Source organism: Sandarakinorhabdus sp. (genome assembly GCF_032115815.1).
Lineage (GTDB): Bacteria > Pseudomonadota > Alphaproteobacteria > Sphingomonadales > Sphingomonadaceae > Sandarakinorhabdus.
Window position 1 is genome coordinate 1 of record NZ_JAUMBI010000260.1, and the last position, 21947, is coordinate 21947.

The window sequence follows — 21947 nt, forward strand, 5'->3', positions numbered from 1 at the left end:
TATCGCCAGCGTTATTCGCGCGGGATTCCGCAAGGCAAGATCGAGGAACTGGGCCCGACGCAAAACCGGCGCGGCACCAGCGTCAAGTTCCACCCCGATGCCGAAATCTTTGGCGACGATGCCCGCTTCAAGCCGGCCCGCCTCTACAAGCTGGCCCGGTCCAAGGCCTATCTGTTCGGCGGTGTCGAAATCCGCTGGCGCTGTGCGCCGGAACTGGCGACGCCCGATGTGCCGGAAACCGCGGTCTTCACCTTCCCGGGCGGCCTGGCCGATCACCTGAAGGAACGGCTCGACAATCGCCCGCTGGTGGTGCCCGATCTGTTTGCCGGCCGCACCGATCTGCCCGCCGGCCCCGATGGCAAGCCGATGGGCGCGGTGGAATGGGCCTGCGCCTGGCCGCAATATGGCGAAGGTTCGGCCAGTTTCTACTGCAACACCATCCCCACCCCCGATGGCGGCACCCACGAAGCCGGCCTGCGGCTGGCGCTGACCCGCGGCCTGAAGAACTATGCCGGCCTCACCGGCAACAAGAAGGCCAGCGATCTTTCCGGCGAAGACGTGTTTGCCGGGGCGGAGATCATGCTGTCGCTGTTCATCCGCGACCCGCAGTTCCAGAGCCAGACCAAGGACCGGCTGACCAGCCCGGAAGCCACGCGACTGGTGGAAAACGCCATCAAGGATCATTTCGATCACTGGCTGGTGGCCAATGGTGAACGCGGCAAGGCGCTGCTCGCCTTCGTGGTGGAGCGCATGGAAGACCGGCTGCGCCGCCGCCAGGAAATGATGGTGAAGCGCAAGACCGCCACCAGCAAATCGTCCTTGCGCCTGCCCGGCAAGCTCACCGATTGCGCCCGCGATGACGCGGTGGGCACCGAATTGTTCATCGTCGAAGGCGATTCGGCCGGCGGCAGCGCCAAGCAGGCCCGCGATCGCAACACCCAGGCCATATTGCCCATCCGCGGCAAGATTTTGAACGTGGCCAGCGCCAACATGGCCAAGATCGGCGCCAACAATGAAATTGCCGATCTGACGCTGGCCATGGGCTGCGGCACGCGCGACAAATACCGCCCGGAAAATCTGCGTTACGAACGCATCGTCATCATGACCGACGCCGATGTCGACGGCGCCCACATTGCCACGCTGCTGATGACCTTTTTCTTCCGCGAGATGCCGGGCCTGGTGCGCGACGGCCGGCTCTATCTGGCCCAGCCGCCGCTCTATCGCCTCGCCGCCGGCGGCACCGTCGCCTATGCCCGCGACGATGCCCACCGCGCCGAGCTGATGAAGACCGTGTTTGCCGGCAAGACCAAGGTGGAGGTGAGCCGCTTCAAAGGCCTGGGCGAAATGAACCCGCCGCAACTGAAGGAAACCACGATGGATCCGGCGCGGCGCAGCCTGATCCGGGTGAAGCTGCCCGAGGATGTGGACGGCAGAGCCGATGTCGCCGATCTCGTGGAGCGGCTGATGGGCCGCAACCCGGAACATCGCTTTCACTTCATCCAGAGCCACGCCACCTCGATCGAGGCCGACGCCATCGATGCCTGATGGCCCGCTCTCAGGCTGGCGGGCGAATATCGCGCCGCTCATACGCTATGCCAGCGTGATGGGTATCAAGGCCGGCAACATCGCAACCGGCTTCATCGTCACCCTGCTGTTGGCCCGCGCCGGCGGCCCGGAAGTGCTGGGCAGCTATGCGATGGCGATCCAGTCGGCGCAGTTGGTCTCGATCCTCGCCGTCATGGGCTGTGATCAACTCGCCCTGCGCGAAGCGGCGGCGCATCTGCGGCTGGGCGACAAGGCCACGGCCAACAGCCATGTGCGCCATTATTTGAAATTCGTGACGCCACTGGCGCTGCTGGTGGCGGGGCTTTACGCGGCAAGCATCGTGGCCCTGCAGCACGCCGGTTTTGCAGCTGCCCAGGAAGGCGCCCTGATCGCCGCCACCGGTTTCGTGACCGCCAATGTCTATTACATGATGGGGCTGGGCATCGTGCGCGGGCTGGGCAACGCCGTGCGCGCACAGGTGTTCGACGGGCTGTATACCGTGCCGCTTGCACTGGGCCTGGGCGTGGTGTTGCTGACTGGCGGGCATGTCACGGCGGTTTCCACCGTGATCTTCGCGACGGTCTGCCTGGTGGCGGCGATGGCCCTGTTGTTTTTCCTGTTATGGCGGCAGGCCCGCGATTGGGGCACGGACGACAGCACGACCCCGCCCTCCCCGTGGGTGGAAGGCACGCCGATGATGCTGATCTCCTTCCTGATGTATTTTGGCCAATGGCTGCCGCAATTCCTGGCCGGCACGCTGGGCAGCGCCGGCGACGCCGGGGCCTTCCGCGCGGCCTGGCAATTGGCGATGCCGTTCGCGGTGATACAGACCACCGCGGCCATGATGATTTCGGCCAATATTTCCGGCGACTTGCGCCAGGGCCGCCTTGCTGCCGCCCACGCCCGCTTGCGCCGCAATCGCTATGCCACGCTGGCTTCCACCCTGCCGTTGGCCTTGCCGCTGCTGATCTGGCCGCAGCCCATCCTCACACTGATCTTCGGCCCGGCCTTTGCCGGCACGGCGCCCCTTTTGCAGTGGCTGGTGGGAGCCAACATGCTGGCTATCCTTGCCGGGCCGTCGGGTGCCATCATCACCATGTCGGGCCGCAGCCGCGACACGTTGCCAGCGGTGATCGCGGCGGCCCTGCTGATGGCCGTGCTGGCCTTCGTGCTGGTGCCGCGCTTTGGCATCAGCGGTCTGGCCATGGCCTATGCCGCCAGTTACGCGCTGCGCGTGGTGCAGGGCTGGTGGCTGACACGGCAGATATTGCTCCCAAAGCAGTGAGTTCTGCGCCTGTTTTGAGACCGGTTTGAGGCTTGACAAGGCTTGCCGCCCTGCCTCAAGCGATAGGCCGGCAGCGGCAAGCAGGGCAACACGATGGCAAAAGGCAAGAACAGGATGGCCCGGTTGCGCAGGGATCTGCGTAACGCCATCATGGAATGGCGCCGGCTGTACTTCAACAAGGTCTGGGGCACGAACATCGGCAAGGGCAGCGCCATCAGTTTCTCGGCCAAGCTTGACCTCACCAATCCGGCCGGCATCCACATCGGCGAAGATACCGCCATCGTGTTTGGCGCCACCATCCTTTCACACGACATGACCCGCAATCTGCACATCGATACCAAGATCGGTAGCCGCTGCAGCATCGGCGCGCACAGCATCATCATGCCAGGCGTGACGGTGGGCGATGGCAGCATCGTTTCGATGGGCAGCGTGGTGATGCGCGACGTGCCGCCGGGCAGCATCGTGTTCGGCAATCCGGCGCGCGTGCTGGAAACCGGCATCGTCACCGGCAAATGGGGCCTGATCCTGGATCGCGAAAGCAAGCGCACCGCCGAAGGCTCGGCCGCCACCCCGGCGCCTGTGGCTGAATAAGGCCATGACGGGCGATCTTTCCGGCCGCGTTGCGCTGGTCACAGGCGGCACGCGCGGCATCGGCCGTGCCATCGTGCTGGCACTGGCCGGCGCTGGCGCTACCGTGTTCGTGGGTGGCCGCAGTGCCGAAGCCGTGGAGGCGATGATCGCCACCAGCGGCGCGGCTGATCATCTCCACCCCCTGCCCTTCGATGTCGCCGATCCGGCGGCGGTGAAAGCGGCCTTCATGGCGCTGCAGAAACAGGCCGGGCGGCTCGACATATTGGTCAACAACGCCGGCGTGCTGAAGGACGCGGTGATCGAGATGACCAGCACCGGGCTCATGGCTGAAACGCTGGCCACCAATCTCACCGGCACGCTCACCTGCTGCCAATATGCGGTGCGGCTGATGGGGCGATCGGGCGGCGGTTCGATCATCAACCTCACTTCGATCATCGGCCGCGTCGGCTATCCCGGCCACACCGCCTATGGCGCCGCCAAGGCCGGCGTGATCGGCCTCACGCTCAGCCTGGCGCGCGAAGTGGGCGGGCGCGGCATAAGGGTGAACGCCGTGGCGCCGGGCACGATCGAAACCGACATAACCGCCGGGATCCCTGACGACAAGCGCGCCGCCCTGGTGGAGCGCATTGCGCTGGGCCGAACTGGCCAGCCCGAGGATGTCGCGCCGCTGGTGCTGTTCCTCGCCGGCGACGGCGCCCGCTATATCAGCGGTCAGGTGATCGGGGTGGATGGCGCGATGGCAATGTGAACAGCCAGCGCTTGATTCCACGGCTCTCCACCCGTTATTGATGATCAACCTTTTGTTACCGGGAATTACCTGATGAAATCGCTTGCTGAAGTCTTTGCGGAATCGCTGATGATCGATGCGGCCAGCGTGGTGGACAGCCTTGCCTACCAGTCGATCAAGGAATGGGACTCGGTGGCCCACATGGTGCTGGTGACCGCGCTGGAAGACAATTTCGACATCATGCTGGACGCCGACGACATCGTGGCCATGTCGAGCGTGGCCAAGGTGCGCGAGATCCTGGCCAAATATGACGTTGCGGGCTGAACGCCTGACGTGCCGGCCATGACGACCGGCAACCCCTGGGCTGCGATCCTTGCCGGCCATGGCGACGCCGTGGCGGTGCGGGATGATGCGGGCACAGCACTGACCTATGCCGATGTGCTGGCGCTGAGGGCCCAATTTGATGCCACGCTCGGCCGGCGATCCCTCGTCTTCCTGCGCACCGCCAACAGCGCCGCCTCCGTGGCGGCTTGGCTGGCCTTGCTGGCCAGCGATCATGCCACATTGGCCATCGAACATGATCTGGCGCCGGAACGGCTGGCCGCGCTGGTTACCCTCTATCGCCCCGATGCCATCATCGATCCGGATGGGACCATTGCACCCGGCCCTGGCGGCACTGCGCTGCACCCCGACCTGTCCGTGCTGCTCTCCACCTCGGGCAGCACCGGCAGCCCCAAGCTGGCGCGCTTCACCGCCGCCGCGCTGCTCGCCAACGCAGCTGCCATCGCCGACTATCTGGGGCTGACCGCCGCCGAACGCCCCTTCCTCGCGCTGCCGACGAGCTACTCCTATGGCATGAGCGTCATCAACAGCCACGCGCTGGTCGGCGCCTGCGTGGAGGTGACCGCCCACGGCGTCATGCAGGCCGAATTCTGGGACGGGCTCAAGAACCGCGCCGCCACCAGCCTGTCGGGCGTGCCCTTCCATTATGATGCCATCCGACGCTTGGGGCTGGACCGGCTGGCGACGCCCACACTCACCACCCTTACCCAGGCTGGCGGCAAGCTGCCGGCCCCCGTGGCCGCCAAATATGCCGAATGGGCCGCCGCCAACGGTCGCCGCTTCATCACCATGTATGGCCAGACCGAAGCCGGCCCGCGCCTGACCTGGCTGCCGCCGGAACTGCTGGCAAGCCACGCCGGCGCCATCGGCGTGCCGATCCCGGGCGTGACCATCGATCTGATCGCCGCCGACGGTGGCGTGAACACCGAACCCGGCGTCTCCGGTGAGATGCGCTGCACCTCGCCGGCCATCATGATGGGCTATGCCCAGGGCGCCGCCGATCTTGCGCGCGGTGACGAGCTGGGCGGCGTGCTGATGACGGGCGATCTCGCCAGCCGCGAAGAGGCCGGCATCCTTTCCATCACCGGCCGCGCCAGCCGCATGATCAAACTGTTCGGCACGCGCGTGAACCTGGATGATATCGACGCGCAGCTGGCGCGCATGGATGTGCCCGGCGTTTCCTTCGGGCAGGACGACCAATTGCGCATCCTGATCGAAGCCGGCGACCCTGAAACCGTGCGCGCCGCGCTGATCGCCGCCTTTTCCTTCCCGCCGCGCGGCCTGATGGTGAAAGCCGTGGCTTCCCTGCCGCGTGCGTCTTCAGGCAAGCTGCTGTATGGCGCATTGGGTCAAGTGTGGGAGGCGGCAACATGAGCGAAGCAATGCAGGCGCGCGATGCCGTGCTGGCCGCCCCGCCGTTCGCGCTGGATGCGACAGAAAAGAACCGCCTGCTCGGCGCCGCTCTGGCCGAACTGACGCTGCATCACGCCGCAAACTGCCCGCAATATGCCGGCATCCTCGCCGCACAGGGCCGCGCCGCCCCGATCGGCATCGCCGATGTGCCGTTCCTGCCGGTGCGCCTGTTCAAGGAACTGGACCTGAAATCCATCCCGGCCGATGCGGTGTTCAAGACGCTCACCTCGTCCGGCACCACCGGCCAGGTGCCGTCGCGCATCTATCTCGATCAAGCCACCGCCCAAGCGCAAAGCCGCGCACTGGCGGCCATCACCACCAATTTCATCGGCAAGGATCGCCGGCCGATGCTGATCATTGATCACCCCGGCGTAGTGCGGGACCGCACCAGCTTCTCGGCCCGCGGCGCCGGCATCCTCGGCATGATGACCTATGGCCGTGCCCACATCTATGCGCTGAACGATGAGGACATGGGGCTCAACCTGCCGGCCATTACCGAATTTGCCGAAAAGCACGCCGGCAAGCCGATCTTCGCCTTCGGCTTCACCTTCATGGTGTGGAAATATTTCCTCTCCGCGCTGGAACGCGCTGGCATCACGTTGGATTTCCCCGGCAGCGTGCTGATCCATTCGGGCGGCTGGAAGAAACTGGAAGACGAAGCGGTGTCGAACGAGCAGTTCAAATCCGTGGCGCTGGAACGCGCAGGCTTCGATCATGTCCACAATTTCTATGGCATGGTCGAACAGGTCGGATCGGTGTTCATGGAATGTGATCATGGCCGCCTGCACGCGCCCGGCTTTGCCGATGTGATCATCCGCGATCCGCTCGATTGGCAACCGCTTGGGCTGGGCCAGGAAGGCATCATCCAGGTCGTTTCCGCCATCCCGCTCTCCTACCCCGGCCACAGCCTGCTCACCGAAGACCGCGGCGTGCTGACCGGCGAAGATGATTGCCCGTGCGGTCGCATGGGCCGCACCTTCCGCGTGCTGGGCCGCATCCCAGCCGCCGAAATGCGCGGCTGTTCCGATACGCACACAGCTCAGGCCGCATGAGCATCGCACCCGATATCGCCCGCCAGATCAGCATCATGGCGCCGGCCGGTGGCAGCATCGCCGCCACGCTGGCCGCGCCGCGCGCCGCACCCTTTGCGCCGGAACGGCTGGCGCTGGTCGATGCGGTGCGCAAGGCCATCCTTGCCGATCCACAGGCACGCAGCCGCCCTGAAATGGTGGCACTGGCATTCTGGGCCCGCGCTGCCAGCCTGGCGCAGCTCGCGCCCACCGATGGCCTCACCCGTGCCCCGCGCGGCCTCGCCCTCCACATCGCGCCGGGCAATGTCGATACGATGTTCCTCTATTCGGCGCTGCTATCGGTGCTGGCCGGCAATGTGAACATCGTTCGGGTTTCCGGCCGCGAGTCCGATGCGCTCACCCTGCTGCTGCGCCTGCTGAACGAGGCGCTGGCCACCCTGCCCGACGATGTTCGGGCCTGCCTGCTGATCGTGCGTTATCCGGCGGAGAAGCCGATCAACGATGCCCTCTCCGCCCATGCCGATGTGCGGGTGATCTGGGGCGGGGACGACACGGTGCGCGAAGTGCGCGCCAGCCCGCTGCCGCCACACGCCAGTGAACTCACCTTCCCCTCCAAGGTGTCGGCCGCGGTGATCGATGCTGCCGCCTGGGCCACTGCGCCCGACCAGGCCGAGCAGGCGCGCCGCTTTGCGCTGGATGCCGTCACCTTCGGCCAGCAGGCCTGTTCCTCACCGCTCGCCCTGTTCTGGCGCGGCGACGCCGCCAGCGTAGCGGCGGCGCAGGCGACATTCTGGCCGCTGGTAGAATCTGCCATCGCCGCCGCCGGGGAGCCCTTCGCCGCCCGCGCTGCTGTGGACAAACTGGTCGCCGAACAGATGCTCGCCGCCGCCGGCGCCGTGCATCACCGCGACACCAGCGATTATCGCCTGCGCGTGACCGAAACGCCCGACATGACCCGCCTCACCCGGCTGGCCAGCGACGGCTTCTTCGCCGAACGCCGCATCGAGCGCCTCGAAGACCTCGCCCCGCTGGTGCAGCGCGACTGGCAGACCATTGCCAGTCTGGGTGTGAGCGGCGACGACTGGCGCACCATGCTCGCCGCGACCCGCCCGCACGGCATCGATCGCATCGTCCCCTTCGGTCAGGCGCTGGCGTTCGGCAATGTGTGGGACGGGGTGAATTTGCTCACGTCTCTCACCCGCATCGTCAGCGTCGAGGTTTAAGGCGCCGCCACCGCCACGTCATAGGCCTCGCTGGCCGCGGCCCACGCGTCTTCCGCTGCCGTGATGCCGGCATCCAGCACACCGCGCCGCTGCATCAGGGCGGTGATGTCGGCAGGCGCCTGGGTCATCTGCTCGTCCACCGCCTCGCGTTCGGCAATCAGCCGGTTCATCTGCGCTTCGGCGGCCAGCATCGCCTGGCGCAGCGGCTTGGCGGCGTCGCGGCGGGCAGCGGCCTGGCGGCGGGCTTCCTTGGGATCGATGCGTTGTACCTTGGCGCCAGCAGGCGCAGCGGTGCTGGAACCAGAGCCAGCCAAAATCAGCGTTTCATAATCGTCGATGCTGCCGTCGAACTGGCTGGCGCGGCCAGCGTCGACCAGCACCAACCGATCGGCACTCGCCTCGATCACGTGGCGATCGTGGCTCACCACCACCACCGCGCCTTCATAGCCGGCCAGCGCCTGCACCAGGGCTTCGCGGCAATCGATGTCGAGGTGGTTGGTCGGTTCATCGAGCACGATCAGGTGCGGCGCATCGCGCGTGACCAGCGCCAGCGCCAGACGCGCCTTTTCCCCGCCGCTCATCGTGCCGATGCGCTGTTCTGCCACCGAACCAGTAAAGCCGAAGCGGCCCAGTTGCGCCCGCACCGCGCTGGGGCTGGAGCCCTTCATGGCGCGGCCCATCATCAGCACCGGCGTGGCGTCGCCATCCAGTTCCTCCACCTGATACTGGGTGAAATAGCCCACTTTCAGCTTGCCCGACGCAAAGCGCGTGCCCGCCATCGCTGGCAGTTGCCCGATCAGCAGCCGTGCCAGCGTCGTCTTGCCGTTGCCGTTGCGGCCAACCAGTGCCAGCCGGTCATCGGGATCGAGCCGGATATCGAGATTGCTCAGGATCGCCCGCCCGTCATAGCCGACATCGGCATGATCCAGCGTCACCAGCGGCGGGCGCAGCGGTTCCGGGCTGGGGAAATCGAACTTCATCGTCGGATCGTTGGCGGCTTCGGCAACGGGCTGCATCTTGGCCAGCGCCTTCTGCCGGCTCTGCGCCTGCTTGGCGGTGGAGGCGCGGGCGCTGTTGCGGGCGATATAATCCTGCAGCTTGGCGCGCTGCGTGGCCTGGGCGGTGCGCGCGGCCTCCAGTTGCGCCAGCCGTTCGGCACGCTGCCGTTCGAAACTGTCGTAATTGCCGGTGTACAGCTGCACCTTGCCGCCTTCGAGGTGCAGGATCATGCCCGCCACCCGGTTGAGCAGATCGCGTTCGTGGCTGATCAGCACGATCAGGCCGGGATAGGATTTCAGGAAATTTTCCAGCCACAAGGCCGATTCCAGATCGAGGTGGTTCGACGGTTCGTCGAGCAGCAGCACATCGGGCCGGGTGAACAGCAACGCCGCCAGCGCGACGCGCATGCGCCAGCCGCCCGAATAGCTATCAAGCGGGCGGCCCTGCATTTCCTCGTCGAAGCCCAGGCCAACCAGGATGCGCGCGGCGCGGGCCGGGGCGGTGTGGGCATCGATGGCGATCAGCCGTTCGTGAATATCCGCCACACGTTCGGGCGAAGCGCCGGCGTCTTCCTCAGCCATCAGCGCGGCGCGTTCGGTATCGGCGGCCAGCACGGTTTCAAACGGCGTGCCCTGCCCCATCGGCGCTTCCTGCTTCAGCCAGCCCAGCCTTGTGCCGCGTGGGCGCTCGATGCTGCCGCCATCGGGATCGATGGTACCGGCCATCACCTTCATCATCGTGGATTTGCCAGCGCCGTTGCGGCCGATCAGGCCCACGCAGCCGCGCGGCGGCAGCGTGGCGCTGGCGCCGTCAATGATGGCGCGCCCGCCAAGGCGGACGGTGAGGTTCTGAACAGACAACATGATGCGCGCCGCCTAGCAGGATGCGGGCAAGCCGGCTAGGCTGTGACCATGATAACGCGTCGATTGCTGATGGCTCTGCCTCTCATGCTTGCCATGCCGGTGCAGGCCGAACCGGCCAATGCACTGGCCGCCACGCTGGTCGCCTGCTGGCAGGCGCGCGGCATCCGCTTCACGGTGGAACAGGTGATCGCCCGCATCGGCCCGCGTTCGGGCCGTGCCGCCTTGCTTGCCATGGCCGGCGCCACGATAAGCGCCGACGAGGACGAGGTGGAAACCGCCGTCGAGATAATGTGGGAGGCCGGCGCTGTCCCCTCCCCGTCGCTGCCGCTGCTGGCGCGTGATCTGGGGGCGGGCCTGCCGCTGCTGCTGATCACCAGCGATGGCCGCGCGCTGCTTTTGCACGCGCTGGATGGCGGCAGCGCCACGGCCAGCGATCCGCTCAGCGGTCAGCGGCTCACCCTGCCCATGAACGAGATCACACTGATCGGCCGGCCGGTGATTGCCGGCGCTTGAGATCCGCTACAGCCGCAGGCCCAGCCGCGGCGCGGCCCAGGTTATCGCCAGATAAAGCGCGATGGTGAGCAGGCAGCCGGTGACAAGGGCTGAAGGGAAGCCCCAACCCCTGTTCAGCAGCGCCGGGATCACCAGGAACATCGGCAGCGACGGCAGTACGAACCAGAATGTGGCGCGGGCGTGATCGGCCAGCAGCGCCGGATCGCCAGTATCGTTCCACAGCCAGATCATGCCCAGCACGGATACCAGCGGCAACGAGGCGACCAGCGCCCCGAACCCCGGATAACGCTTCGCCACCGTTGCAACCGTCGCCACGATCAATCCGGACAGCAGGGCCTTGACGATGAATTGCAGCACCACGCCTCCTTGGCCGGCCCGTCCGGCAGCGGCCCTCAGGGCCGCGGCTGGGGCGACGGGAACGGCGGGTTGCTGATGAAATTGCCGGCATCGCCCGGATAGGCAATCGGGCTTTCGCTGCCATCGGCGGCGATGGCGGAAACACCGAACAGCCAATCATCGATCGACGCCTGTTCCAGCACCAGCGCGGTGGCGCCGGCATCGGCGCTGCGGCTGTATTGCCACTGCGGCGCGGTGGTATCGCGCCACCAGATCTTGTAACCGGCAGCGCCCTTCACCGGGGTCCAACTCACCTTGGTGTTGGAACCGGCATTGCGCTCGATCGTGACGGCCGGCGGCATCGGCGCACGCGCCAGCGCGGCCAGGCCGGCAACGTTCAGCCGTGTGACCTTGGCGAGATACTGGAAATCCACGCCATCGATCAGATCGCCATAGCGGCGGCCGTTTTCGACGCGGATATTCTGGTGCTGGCGATCATAATGTTCCACCGCCTCGGTGATGCGCACCGCCGGATAGCCGGCTTCAAGCAGCCGGGTCTGATCACCGCCGCGGCCGAATCTGTCGGTGCGATAGATCATCTTCACATCCAGGCCATCGATATTGTGATCGGCGAGGCTGTCGAGGAAGCGCGCCACGTTGCGGCTGGGGGAATCATTCTCACCGCCGTTATAGCGACGGCGGTTGGCCTGTTCCGGCGTTTCCACCGCCTTGGTGCCTTCCGAAAACACCCGGACATGGCCCGAATCCTTCATGCCGCCGATACCGGTGCTGTTGCCGATGATGTCGTTGTTCAGATCGGCTTCCACTATCCAGCCCTGGGCACGGGCATAATCGGCCAGCACCTTGCCGCCGTTCAGCCCCTGCTCCTCGCCGGACAGCACGGCATAGACGATGGTGGCGGCGAACTTGTGCTGCGAAAGCACGCGCGCCGCCTCGATCACCGCGGCGGTGCCGCTGCCATCATCATTGGCACCCGGCGCATCGCCCTTGGCATCCAGGCCATCGCTGTTGCGGCTGTCGATATGGGCCGAGATGATGATGACGCGGTTCGGATCGCTGGTGCCGCGCTGGATGGCGAGCACGTCCACCACGTTGGTGGGCGTGGGCAGGCGCGCGCTGGTCACCACTTCGGCCGGCGTGGCGATGGTCAGGCAATTGCCGCAGGCGGCACTGAAGCTCTTGAAACGATCTTCCGTCCAGCGGCGGGCGGCGCCGATGCCGCGCGTCGGGCTGGTGGTGTCGCTGGCGGTATGGCGGGTGCCGAAACCAACCAGCGCAGTGATGCTGGCCTTCAGCTCAGCCTCGCTCACGCCAGCCGCAATCGCCGGCAGCGCCGGTTCGGCCGCCGCCAGCGGTGTCGCCAGCAGCATCGCTCCCAGCATCAGTGTCACGCGGTTGTTCATTGCCCCAGTCCTCAGATATAAGTCGCCACTGCGATGGCTGCCCGGGGCGGATTTGGCAAGAGCCGGGCGATGCAGCCCCAACAGCAAAAAGGCCGGCCCCCGCAGGGACCGGCCTTCGTGTTTCAGTTCGGATCGGATCAGGCCGAAACGCTGTGCGCGCCACGGCGGCGACGGGCAACGGCACCGACCAAGCCAAAGCCAGCGATCAGCATCGCCCACGAGGCCGGTTCCGGCACTGCGCCACCGCCCGGATCAAAGCCGCCACCACCGGTGCCCATGCCGATGCCGGAATCGCCCAGGGTGCTGCCGGTGATCGACTGGTAGCGAACGACGAAGTTGTTGAAGATCACCGAGTTGATCGGGTTCGCGAAGCTGAGCGAGAAGGTCTGAGTGGCCATATTGCCGTCCAGAACGCCGCCACCGCCGCCGCCCGTGCAGTTGTTGGAGGTGAGGCAGAAGTCAATCGTCGTCCCGCCACCAAGCTGGGGCAAGTTGGCGTTGATCACTGCATTGGTGAACGGACCGGTGCCGGGAGTCGCACCGGTGATTTCCGGATTGCCGTTGAACCCGAAGCCGGAAATGCGGCCACCAACCGGAGCCGTCGACAGCGTATTGTCCACAGCGGCGGAGAAGCTCCAGACATTGCCAGCCACGCCAGTGAGCGTGAACTTGATGGCAGAGGCCAGACCGCTCTGGTTCTGCTCCTCAATGATGCCATTGTAGTTGTAGGTGAACGACTTGCCGACATCGGCCGAAGTGACCGTGATCGGCGAATTCACCAGCGGAACGGCCGCAGTTGCGGGAACTGCGGTTGCGGCGATCGCTGCCGCGGCGATGAAAATACCAAGTTTCATATGACTGCCCTCGCGTTCGTGGAAGCGAGTCGCTTCCGGTTGTCTCATTCATTATCATCAAGAAATGATGACTATTGAGCAACGATAATTAGCTTTTTGGTAGTATTTTATACATTTTTTTCATGATTTCCCGCCAGTGCCCCGCGACCATCGGCATTTGGCAGGCAGAGTGCTCAGGGTCAGGTCCGGCCCTCGTACCGGCGGTGCCGGTACCCGGGCCTGACCCCAAGCGAACCCGATCAGGCCGCAGCAGCAACCTGACGGCGACGGGCGGCAAAGCCGACCATGCCGAAGCCCAGCAGCAGCATCGTCCAGGTGCCGGGTTCCGGAACGGCGGCGGTGAAGTCACCCGAACCACGGCCCGTGAAGTTCTGGAAGCGGACGGACGACTGGCCCTGAATACCGCATTCGCCGATGCAGAAGCCCGGGATCACGTTGGCGAGGCTGATCGAGAAATCGGTCAGCTGGATCGGCGGGAAGCTCAGGAAATCGCTCGTCACGTTGGAGAAGCCATCACCCGGGATCGAAGCCAGGGCATTCCCCGACGTGCCGTTGACGCGAGCCGACAGTTCGCCACCCGAGAAGCTCAGCGACAGGATGTTGCTGCCCGCAGCATAGTTGGTCGAGCCGAGGCTGAACGCAGCCGTGGAAATGAACGACACCGTGCCGCCAGCGAAGTGCTGCGACCACAGATCGCCATTCGTGTTTTCCGCGAAGCTGGTACCCGTGCCTAGGAACGAGAAATCGGCCTGAACGCCGGACACGAAGTTGCCGTCGAAATCTTCCAGCGTGACCAGAACCTTCTTCGTACCGTCGGTCGACAGCGACCAGCCAGCGGCACCATTGTCCACATAAGTCAGGTTCGGACCGGCCTGGTTGGCGGTGAAGCTGACGATCGAAGCCGTTTGAGCGGCTTGCGCCGACATCGGCAGCAGGGCGAGCGCAGCGGTGGCGATCGCGGTCTTCAGAAACTTACTCATAGCAGCAACTCCCTCGTTGGCATTGGCCCAGCCTGGACGTCGACCTGACACCCAGCCGCAAACACATATGCAACATTCATACCAATTTAACGTTTTTGAAAGTTTCACAGCGATTCAAACACCTTAACAATTTACTGCCAAATCCTTACGTTCACGAAATGTAAAGTTTACCGACAGTTTTCATGGTTAATTGGTTAACAACCATAGCGCCGGTGGCCGCTGGCGCGGACCGGAGATGGGCCCATTTCGGAGGGATGCGGGCACGGATTCCGCCCGTCGCGGATCACCGCAAGCGCGCGTGCGGAACGGCCCCTGCGGGGCGGCACGGAAAGCGCAAAGGCCGCTGCCGCGGCCGATTCAGCTGATCAGAAACGCCACCAGCGACCGCACCTTGGCCTGGCGCCATTGCGGCGTGGGCGCGGTCAGCCACCAGGCGCCGGCCGCCGGCTCGCCGGCATCCAGTGCCACGATGCGCCCCGAGGCGATATCGGCGGCCGCCAGCAAGGCCGGCACCCGCGTCTTGCCCAGCCCGGCGGCGGCGGCATCGATGGCAAGGCCTGCATCTGCCACGGTGAGCGCGCTTTCCACGCACGGCGTTTCGGGATCGAGCGGATGGGCAATGCACGCTGCATCTGCCCCCGCGCCCGGCGCCGCCACCGTCACCAGCCGTTCATCACCAAGGGTGCGGCCATGAATGCCCTCGGCCTGCGGCTCACCGCCGAAATGGATGGCCAGATCGTGATTGGCCTGGGTAAAATCGATCTCGCCGTCTTCATGGGCGGCGATGGAAAAGCGCAGATCGGGGTTCTGCCGGCCATAGTCGGCCAGCCGGGCGGTGAGCCACTTGGCCACCAGCGCCCGCGGCGCCGCGATGGAGAGCACCCGGCTGGATTGCCCGGCCTGCATCAACCGCACCGCCTCTTCAAAGGCGAGGAAGCCCTGTTGCAGCGCCGGCAGCGCCTGTTCGGCTTCGTGGGTGAGTTCCAGATTGCGGGTCAGCCGGCGGAACAGCACGACGCCCAGCGTTTCTTCCAGCGCGCGGATCTGCTGGCCCACGGCAGCCGGCGTGACCGCCAGTTCATCGGCAGCGCGCGTGAACGACAGGTGGCGCGCGGCCGCTTCGAACACGCGCAGGGCATTGAGGGGCAGATGGGTGCGCTTCATGGGGAGAGAATGGCTGGCCCGCGCCGGCTAATCAATGCACTGGCGGGCGGCCGACCGGCACTTCCAGCGCAAAGGCCGGGATGACGACCGTGTAGCGCACGCCATCTTCGCCCAGCATCACATAACGGCCCTGCATGCGGCCCGATGCCGTGGCCAGCGGGCAGCCCGACACATAATCATAGGCGCCGCCGGGTGCGATCAGCGGCTGCACGCCCACCACACCATCGCCTTCCACCTGTTCGGTGCGGCCATCGCCATCGGTGATCAGCCAGCGCCGCGCCATCAACCGCACCGGCACCAGGCCGGCATTTTCCACCCGCACATGATAGGCCCAGACATAATAGCCGCGTTCGGGATCGGATTGATCGGGCAGATAATGGGGAGCGACACGCACGGTGATGCCGCCGGTGGTTTCGGCGTAGGGGAAGATCTGGCCGATCATCCCCGTCATAGGCCAGCCGATTTCAGCGCCTGATCAAGATCGTCGATCAGATCGTCCACATCTTCCAGGCCCACGCTCAGCCGCAACATGCCTTCGGTGATGCCCATTTCGGCACGCACCTCTTCCGAAACGCTGGCATGGGTGGTGCTGGCCGGATGCGTCATCAGGGTGCGGGAATCACCCAGATTGTTGGAGATGTCGATGATGGTGAGCGCATCGAGCAGCGCCTGTGCCTGGGGCCGGCCGCCATCAAGATGCATGGCGATGATGGTGCCGCCGGCCGTCATCTGGCGCAGCGCCAAAGCGTGCTGCGGATGGCTGGGCAGGCCGGGATAGACCAGCCGCGGCACCGGGCTTTCCAACCAGGCGGCCAGCTTCAGCGCGTTGTCGCACTGGCGGCGCACGCGCAGATCCAGCGTTTCCAGGCTTTTCAGCACCACCCAGGCGTTGAACGGCGACAGGTTCGGCCCAGTGTGGCGGGCAAACGCCAGATAGGTGTCGTTGATCCACTTCTCGCTGCCAACCACGGCGCCAGCCAGCACGCGGCCCTGCCCGTCCATCAGCTTGGTGGCGCTGTAGGCGACGATATCGGCACCATGCTCCAGCGGCTTCTGCACGATGGGGGAGGCGAAGGCGTTATCCACCATCACCAGCGCGCCGGCATCATGGGCAACATCGGCAATCGCGCGGATATCACACAGGTCCAGCCCCGGATTGGTGGGCGTTTCGAGGAAGAAAGCCTTGGTGTTCGGGCGGCGCGCCTTGGCCCAGGCGTCCACATCGCGGGCATCGACCGTGGTGGTTTCGATGCCGAAGCGCGGCAGGATCGTGTCGACCAGCACCCGGCACGAGCCAAACAGCGCGCGGCCCGCCACAAGATGATCGCCCGCGCTGAGCGTGGAAAGCAGCATGCCGCTCATCGCCGCCATGCCGGTGGCCGTGGCGCGGGCGGCTTCGGCCCCTTCGATCAGGGCGATGCGCTTTTCCAGCATCTCCACCGTGGGATTCTGCAGGCGGCTGTAGGTCATGCCCGGCCGCTCGCCCCGGAAGCGTGCGGCGGCTTCCTCGGCATTGTCGTAACAATAGCCCGACGTCATGAAGATGGCTTCGGAGGTTTCGCCCACCTCCGTGCGCATGGTGCCGCCGCGCACCATCTGCGTGGCGGGCCGCCACTGCTTCACGAGTTCCAAGTCTTGTCCGGTGTTACGCTTCATGGCTCCCGCCATAAACCTGTGATGGCCCGGGCGCAATGAAGCGCTGCTTCAAATTGCCACAGTGTCACATGATCTTTGCCGTGACTGTCAATCAACGGTTGCAGCGACGGCCTTGTCGCCCTGCACGATCAGCAGATACATCACCGGCGTGACAACACGGGAGAGGACAGTGGACGATACCAGCCCGCCAATGATCACCCAGGCCAGCGGCGAATAAAGGCCGGAGCCGGACAACGCCAGCGGCAGCAGGCCGCCGATGGCCGTCACGCTGGTCAGCAGCACGGGCAGGAAACGCACTTCGCCGGCCTCCTCGATGGCCTCACGCAGTGGACGGCCGGCTTCACGCAGTTGGGTGGTGAAATCGACGAGCAACAGGCTGTTCTTGATCTCGATGCCGATCAGCGCGACGAAGCCGATGACGGCGGTGTAACTGAGGCTGTTGCCGGTGACGAACAGGGCCACCAACCCGCCGAACAGGCCGAGCGGGATGACGCCGGCCACCACCAGCGTTTCGCGGAAGCGGCCGAACTCGATCACCAGCACCGCCAATATCCCGAACACCGCCAGCGCGATGATGGGCCCCAGCCCGCCAAAGCTCTTGGCCGCGGTTTCCGCCTCACCGCCGACTTCGAGGCGATAGCCTTCCGGCATCTTCACCTGGCCCTGCACCGCCTGCACCACCGCATCGTTGACCTTGGCGATGAGATAGCCATCCAGCACCTGGGCATCGACATAGACAACCCGGCTCTGACGTGAACGGTTGATGCGCGGCGGGGCCGAATCAAGATAGGGGGTGGCGATTTCCCGCAGCGGCACCGCACCCTGGCTGCCCGGCAGATAGATATCGTCCAGCACCCTGATGTCGTGGCGTTCGGCCAGCGGCAGCCGCACCACGACATTATAGCTGTCGCCCTCCACGTCGCGGAAGCGCCCGGCATTTTCCCCGGCCAGCGCCAGCCGCAGCGCCCGGCGGGGGGCGCCCGGCGCCACGCCCAGCAATGCGGCCTTGTCGCTGTCCAACCCCAGATTCAGGCGCGGCGTGTCCACGGCCACCGGGTTGCGCACGTCGCGGGTGCCCGGCACCCTGCGCATCACGGCTTCCACTTCGCTGGCCAGCCGTTTCAGCATATCCAGTTCAGGCCCGATAACGCGCAGCTGGATCGGCGCATCGATGGGCGGGCCGTTCTGGAAAATCTTCACCACGAACTGCGCATCGGGCACAGTGGCGAGTTTTGTGCGCAGCCGTTCCACCATCTCCGGACTGCCCGGCTTGTCCCAGGCTTTCAGCGTCACCAGCACTTCACCAATGTTGCTGCGCTGATCATTATTGACCTGATTGTAAAAGATGCGCGGGTTGGCGCGGCCGATGTTGCTGGCGATGCCGGTCACATTGGGTTCGCCTTTCAGCGCCTCCTCCACCGCCCGAACGGCGCGGGCGGTGGCGGGAATGGCGGTGCCTTCGCTCGCCGTTACCTGCACGGTGAAATAGGGGGTTTCAGCGGGTGGGAACAGGCTGGAACCAATCAGCGGCACCAGGCCAAAGCCCGAAAAGATCAGCAGGGTGGCAACGCCCATCGCCCGCCACGGGTGGGTGAGGCTCCAGTGCAGCACCGGCTGGTAAAATCGGTGGATGCCGCTGTTGACCAGTTGCAGGAAGCGGTTGCCATGCTCGCCTTCCTCGCGCGGCAGGATACGGCTGGCGAGGAACGGCACGATGGTAAGGGAGACCAGCAGCGACGCCGCCACCGTGCCCAACACCGCCACCGGCAGGCTGCGGGTGAACTTGCCGGCGCCTTCAGGCAGCATCGTCAACGGCAGGAAGGCAAACAACAGCACGAACGTGCAGCCGATAACGGCGACCGCGATCTGGCTGGTGCCATCAATGGCGGCCTGTTCGCGCTTTTTGCCCATGCGCAGGTGGCGCGCGATGTTTTCGGTCACCACGATGCTGTCGTCCACCAGCAGGCCGAGCGCGATGATGAAGCCCGAAATTGCCAGCTGGTTGAGGGTGAATCCGCTCCAGCCCAGCACAGCGACGCCCATCGCAAGCGACAGCGGCACCGAAACCATGACCACGATGCTGGCCCGCCAGCCCAGCGGCAGCAGGGTGATCAGCACCAGCCCCAGCGCGATGCCGAAATCCCGCCCCAACTGCCCCAGTTTGCGGGCGATGTCGTCGCTTTGATCAAAGGCGACATGCAGTTGCACATCGGGCGGCAGCAATTTGCGATATTCATCTGCCGCTGCCACCGCGCCGTTGCGGATATCGAGCACGTTGAGCCCGTCCTTCTGGGTCATCGTCACCCACACGGCGCGCTTGCCGTTGAAACGGGCGAAATGCGGCTGCTCCTCATAAGCCCAGCCAACGCTGGCAATATCCTTTACCCGCACGATGCGGCCGCCCTGGGCGCGCACCGGTTCATCGGCCAGTTCGGCCACGCTCTTGTAGGCGCCGCCGGCCTGCACGTTCAGCCGGGCTTCGCCCGATTGCACGGCGCCCGGCGGCAGATCCTGGCCGCCGCCGCGCAGTGCATCCGTGACAGCGGTGACCGGGATGCCGATTTGCGCCATGCGGCCGGTGTCCAGCGCCACCCGCATTTCCGGCGTGGGCAAGGCAAACACCCGCGCTGCCCGCACGCCCGGCACCCGGATCAGCCGCTCGCGCAGGTCCTTGGCGACTTTTTCCAGCCGGCGGTAACTCGCCGTGTCCGATACCAATGCGAACTGCAGCACGGCCGCTTCGGTGGTACGCGATTTCTGGAATTCCAGCCGGGTCAGCGCACTGGGCAGATTCTGCCGGATGGCGTTCACTTCGCGTACGATCTCGTCGTAGTTCTTTTCCGGATCACCATCCCAGCTGAATTCACCGGTGATGATCGCGGTGGAATCAGTCGATCGCGATTCCACCTTCACGATGCCATCAAGGCCCTGAATCACGTCCTCGATCGGCTTGGCGATGGTGGTTTCCATGTCGCCCGGTTCCGCGCCCGGCACATTGGCAATCACGCTGATGAACGGCGACGGGAAATGCGGATCAACCGATCGCGGGATGGTGAAAAAGGCCGAAAGTCCCAGCGCGGCCAGCGCCAGGAACACCACCAGCGTGATCTGCCAACGCTGGATGGCAAAGCGGATGATGCCGTTCACTGGCCCACCGGGACGGCTTTGGCGACCTCGATCACCTGGCCATCGCGCAACCGGTCAATCCCCGTGGTCACCACCTGATCACCGGGCTTCAGGCCGGCTGTCACCACCACGCCGGCATCGCTCACCGTGCCAAGCGCCACTTGGCGGCGCCGCACCCGGCGCGTCACCGGCTCCAGCACATAGACAAAGCCTTCATCGGCCCGCGCGGCAAACACTGCGGTGGCCGGCACGCTGATCGGCGCACCCGGTTCAGCCGGCCCCAGCGTCAGCCGGGCGGTACCGATCTGGCCCGACGCCAGGCGCTTGTCCGCCGGCAGCTTCACTTCGATGCGGAAGGTGCCGGTGCCATCATCGCCGCGCGCGCCAACTTCGCTCACCACGCCGGTAAGCGTGCCAGCCCCCAGCGCCGGGATACGCACCGTGGCCGGCTGTCCCTGCCGCACCCGCGCCGCATCACGGTCCGCCAGCGGCAGGCGCATCACAAAGCCTTGATTCATCTCGCCAATGGTCAGGATCGCCTGGCCGGGCTGGGCGATCTGGCCCGGTTCCCCCGGCCGCGCCAGCACAACGCCGGCAGCCGGTGCGCGCAAGGATGCCAGGGTGACATCAAAACCCGCCGCCCGCGCCCGCGCCTGTGCGGCCACCATCGTCGCCCGCGCCTGCTCCACCCGCGGCGCCGTCACCCAGCCCTTGGCAAACAGATCTTCGGCGCGGCGAACATCGGCCTGTGCCCGCACCACTTCGGCCGTTGCCGATGCCTGGTTCGCGCCCAGCGCCGTGGTGTCGAGCCGCGCCAGCAGCTGCCCGGCCTGCACCTTGTCGCCTTCGCGCACCAATATGGCAGCGATGCGCCCCGGCGTGTTGAACGCCAGCGGCGTTTCGCGCTTCAACCGCACGGTGCCGGCCACATCCAGCAAGGTCACGCCGCTCACCGGCGCCACGCTCACCACCCGCACCGGCACGGCCGGAGCCGGGGCCGGCGGCGGCGCCTTGGTTTCGCCGCAGGCCGTCAGCATGGCGGCCATGCCCAGAATGGGGCCCAGAATGAAGAGTGTGGCTGCGCTGGCACGTGGCGCTGGCCGAACGGCCCGGGTGACCCTGTTGGTGACCATGTGCGTGCCTGCCGACCCTGTTGCTGCCAGTTGCAACCGGCAGTTTTGATTGCGACTCACATCCTGCCCACGTCGGCTCGGGCTGGCAAGTGTTTTTGAGCAGCGCTCAAGTTTGTCGCAGGGGATCCTCCCGCCGGTTGCCAGCACTCCCCCCGGGTGCTGGCGCGACAGGCAATGGCGCGCTGTGTTCAGTCGTTGATCACCAGGGCGCAGATGGTCATGGCCACGCCCTCATCGTCGGCCGTGCCGGGTTCCACCACGGCTTCCGCCACGATCTGCCCGGCAATGCTGATGACTTCGTGGGCCAAGCGTTCGCCCACCGCGGCCAGCGCGGCGGCTGCACCCACCCCATCCAGCCGCACGTCCAGCTCATGGCGCGTGCCGGTCAACGTCAGGCTCGCCCAGTCGCGGGCGCGCAGCTCCTCGATCACCACCCGCGCCCCGAACGGCGCCGCGATGGCAGCCACCGCCCGCAGGATGGCGGCCTGGGCACGATCAGTTTGCGGACGCATGGGGCATTTCCTTGTTCTGGCGGTTGGCAGTTTCGGTGCTGGCGATATGGGCCAGCACGCGATCCCGTGTGGCGGCGCGGGGTTCCCGGCCGCGCCGCAGATCGAAGACGAATCGCGGATCACCGGTCACCAACCGGCCAAAGCGCGAGGGTGGTACGCTGTGAGCGCGCAAATGGCGCTCGACGACAGGCAACAGCCTCATGTCGTTCACTCCCTATTCGGATTGGACA

21 protein-coding genes are annotated in these 21947 nt (G+C 65.8%); 9 read left to right on the forward strand and 12 right to left on the reverse strand.

Annotated elements, in window-relative coordinates; translation table 11 throughout:
* The 8 genes from RT662_RS14810 to RT662_RS14845 all read left to right on the forward strand — a co-directional run.
* Positions 1-1545 (forward strand): toprim domain-containing protein (locus tag RT662_RS14810; protein ID WP_313671456.1); only part of this gene is annotated, 1545 nt, incomplete at its 5' end.
* 58 nt (positions 1546-1603) lie between these two features.
* A complete protein-coding gene (locus RT662_RS14815) occupies positions 1604-2830 on the forward strand; it encodes a polysaccharide biosynthesis C-terminal domain-containing protein (protein WP_313671457.1) in 1227 nt (408 codons plus the stop codon).
* A gap of 114 nt (positions 2831-2944) precedes the next feature.
* Positions 2945-3421 (forward strand): acyltransferase, encoded by a 477-nt coding sequence (locus RT662_RS14820; protein WP_313671458.1) that lies wholly within the window; start codon positions 2945-2947, stop codon positions 3419-3421.
* Between the two features lie 4 nt (positions 3422-3425).
* On the forward strand, positions 3426-4169 hold the full coding sequence (locus tag RT662_RS14825) for an SDR family NAD(P)-dependent oxidoreductase (RefSeq protein WP_313671459.1): 744 nt from the start codon (positions 3426-3428) through the stop codon (positions 4167-4169).
* Between the two features lie 72 nt (positions 4170-4241).
* On the forward strand, positions 4242-4472 hold the full coding sequence (locus RT662_RS14830) for an acyl carrier protein (protein ID WP_313671460.1): 231 nt from the start codon (positions 4242-4244) through the stop codon (positions 4470-4472).
* Positions 4473-4490: 18 nt separating this feature from the next.
* Complete coding sequence (locus RT662_RS14835) at positions 4491-5864, forward strand: AMP-binding protein (protein ID WP_313671461.1); 1374 nt, start codon at positions 4491-4493, stop codon at positions 5862-5864.
* Entirely contained in the window at positions 5861-6955 is a 1095-nt protein-coding gene (locus tag RT662_RS14840; RefSeq protein ID WP_313671462.1) for an acyl-protein synthetase, read from the forward strand. Before RT662_RS14835 ends, RT662_RS14840 begins: the two co-directional genes overlap by 4 nt.
* Positions 6952-8157: an acyl-CoA reductase gene (locus RT662_RS14845; protein WP_313671463.1), complete on the forward strand. Its 1206-nt coding sequence runs from the start codon at positions 6952-6954 to the stop codon at positions 8155-8157. The genes RT662_RS14840 and RT662_RS14845 overlap by 4 nt, the downstream gene beginning before the upstream one ends.
* Here RT662_RS14845 and RT662_RS14850 read toward each other — a convergent pair.
* A complete protein-coding gene (locus tag RT662_RS14850) occupies positions 8154-10019 on the reverse strand; it encodes an ABC-F family ATP-binding cassette domain-containing protein (protein ID WP_313671464.1) in 1866 nt (621 codons plus the stop codon). The two genes, RT662_RS14845 and RT662_RS14850, sit on opposite strands and share 4 nt — an antisense overlap.
* A gap of 69 nt (positions 10020-10088) precedes the next feature.
* Between RT662_RS14850 and RT662_RS14855 the strand changes: the two genes are divergently transcribed.
* Positions 10089-10532, forward strand: coding sequence for a hypothetical protein (locus tag RT662_RS14855; RefSeq protein ID WP_313671465.1), 444 nt, complete (start codon positions 10089-10091; stop codon positions 10530-10532).
* 6 nt (positions 10533-10538) lie between these two features.
* On the opposite strand, the gene RT662_RS14860 is transcribed toward RT662_RS14855, so the two are convergent.
* The 11 genes from RT662_RS14860 to RT662_RS14910 all read right to left on the reverse strand — a co-directional run bounded on the left by RT662_RS14860 (position 10539) and on the right by RT662_RS14910 (position 21919).
* On the reverse strand, positions 10539-10889 hold the full coding sequence (locus RT662_RS14860; RefSeq protein WP_313671466.1) for a DUF3147 family protein: 351 nt from the start codon (positions 10887-10889) through the stop codon (positions 10539-10541).
* 35 nt (positions 10890-10924) lie between these two features.
* On the reverse strand, positions 10925-12292 hold the full coding sequence (locus RT662_RS14865) for a M28 family peptidase (protein WP_313671467.1): 1368 nt from the start codon (positions 12290-12292) through the stop codon (positions 10925-10927).
* Between the two features lie 137 nt (positions 12293-12429).
* Entirely contained in the window at positions 12430-13146 is a 717-nt protein-coding gene (locus RT662_RS14870; RefSeq protein ID WP_313671468.1) for a cistern family PEP-CTERM protein, read from the reverse strand.
* A gap of 239 nt (positions 13147-13385) precedes the next feature.
* Positions 13386-14126: a PEPxxWA-CTERM sorting domain-containing protein gene (locus RT662_RS14875; protein ID WP_313671469.1), complete on the reverse strand. Its 741-nt coding sequence runs from the start codon at positions 14124-14126 to the stop codon at positions 13386-13388.
* Positions 14127-14483: 357 nt separating this feature from the next.
* Positions 14484-15290 carry a LysR substrate-binding domain-containing protein gene (locus RT662_RS14880; protein WP_313671470.1) on the reverse strand — a complete coding sequence of 269 codons (807 nt, stop codon included), beginning with the start codon at positions 15288-15290 and terminating at the stop codon, positions 14484-14486.
* A 31-nt stretch (positions 15291-15321) separates the two neighbouring features.
* On the reverse strand, positions 15322-15732 hold the full coding sequence (gene apaG / locus RT662_RS14885) for a Co2+/Mg2+ efflux protein ApaG (RefSeq protein WP_313671471.1): 411 nt from the start codon (positions 15730-15732) through the stop codon (positions 15322-15324).
* Between the two features lie 5 nt (positions 15733-15737).
* The gene (gene metZ, locus RT662_RS14890) at positions 15738-16946 is read right to left on the reverse strand and encodes an O-succinylhomoserine sulfhydrylase (protein ID WP_313671472.1); all 1209 of its coding nucleotides are present in this window, start codon (positions 16944-16946) and stop codon (positions 15738-15740) included.
* Between the two features lie 87 nt (positions 16947-17033).
* Complete coding sequence (locus RT662_RS14895; protein ID WP_313671473.1) at positions 17034-20093, reverse strand: efflux RND transporter permease subunit; 3060 nt, start codon at positions 20091-20093, stop codon at positions 17034-17036.
* Positions 20090-21118, reverse strand: a complete 1029-nt coding sequence (locus RT662_RS14900) for an efflux RND transporter periplasmic adaptor subunit (protein WP_313671474.1) — start codon at positions 21116-21118, stop codon at positions 20090-20092. The genes RT662_RS14895 and RT662_RS14900 overlap by 4 nt, the downstream gene beginning before the upstream one ends.
* Positions 21119-21393: 275 nt before the next feature.
* The gene (locus RT662_RS14905) at positions 21394-21717 is read right to left on the reverse strand and encodes a hypothetical protein (protein WP_313671475.1); all 324 of its coding nucleotides are present in this window, start codon (positions 21715-21717) and stop codon (positions 21394-21396) included.
* On the reverse strand, positions 21701-21919 hold the full coding sequence (locus tag RT662_RS14910; protein ID WP_313671476.1) for a hypothetical protein: 219 nt from the start codon (positions 21917-21919) through the stop codon (positions 21701-21703). Before RT662_RS14910 ends, RT662_RS14905 begins: the two co-directional genes overlap by 17 nt.
* Between the last annotated feature and the right edge of the window lie 28 nt (positions 21920-21947).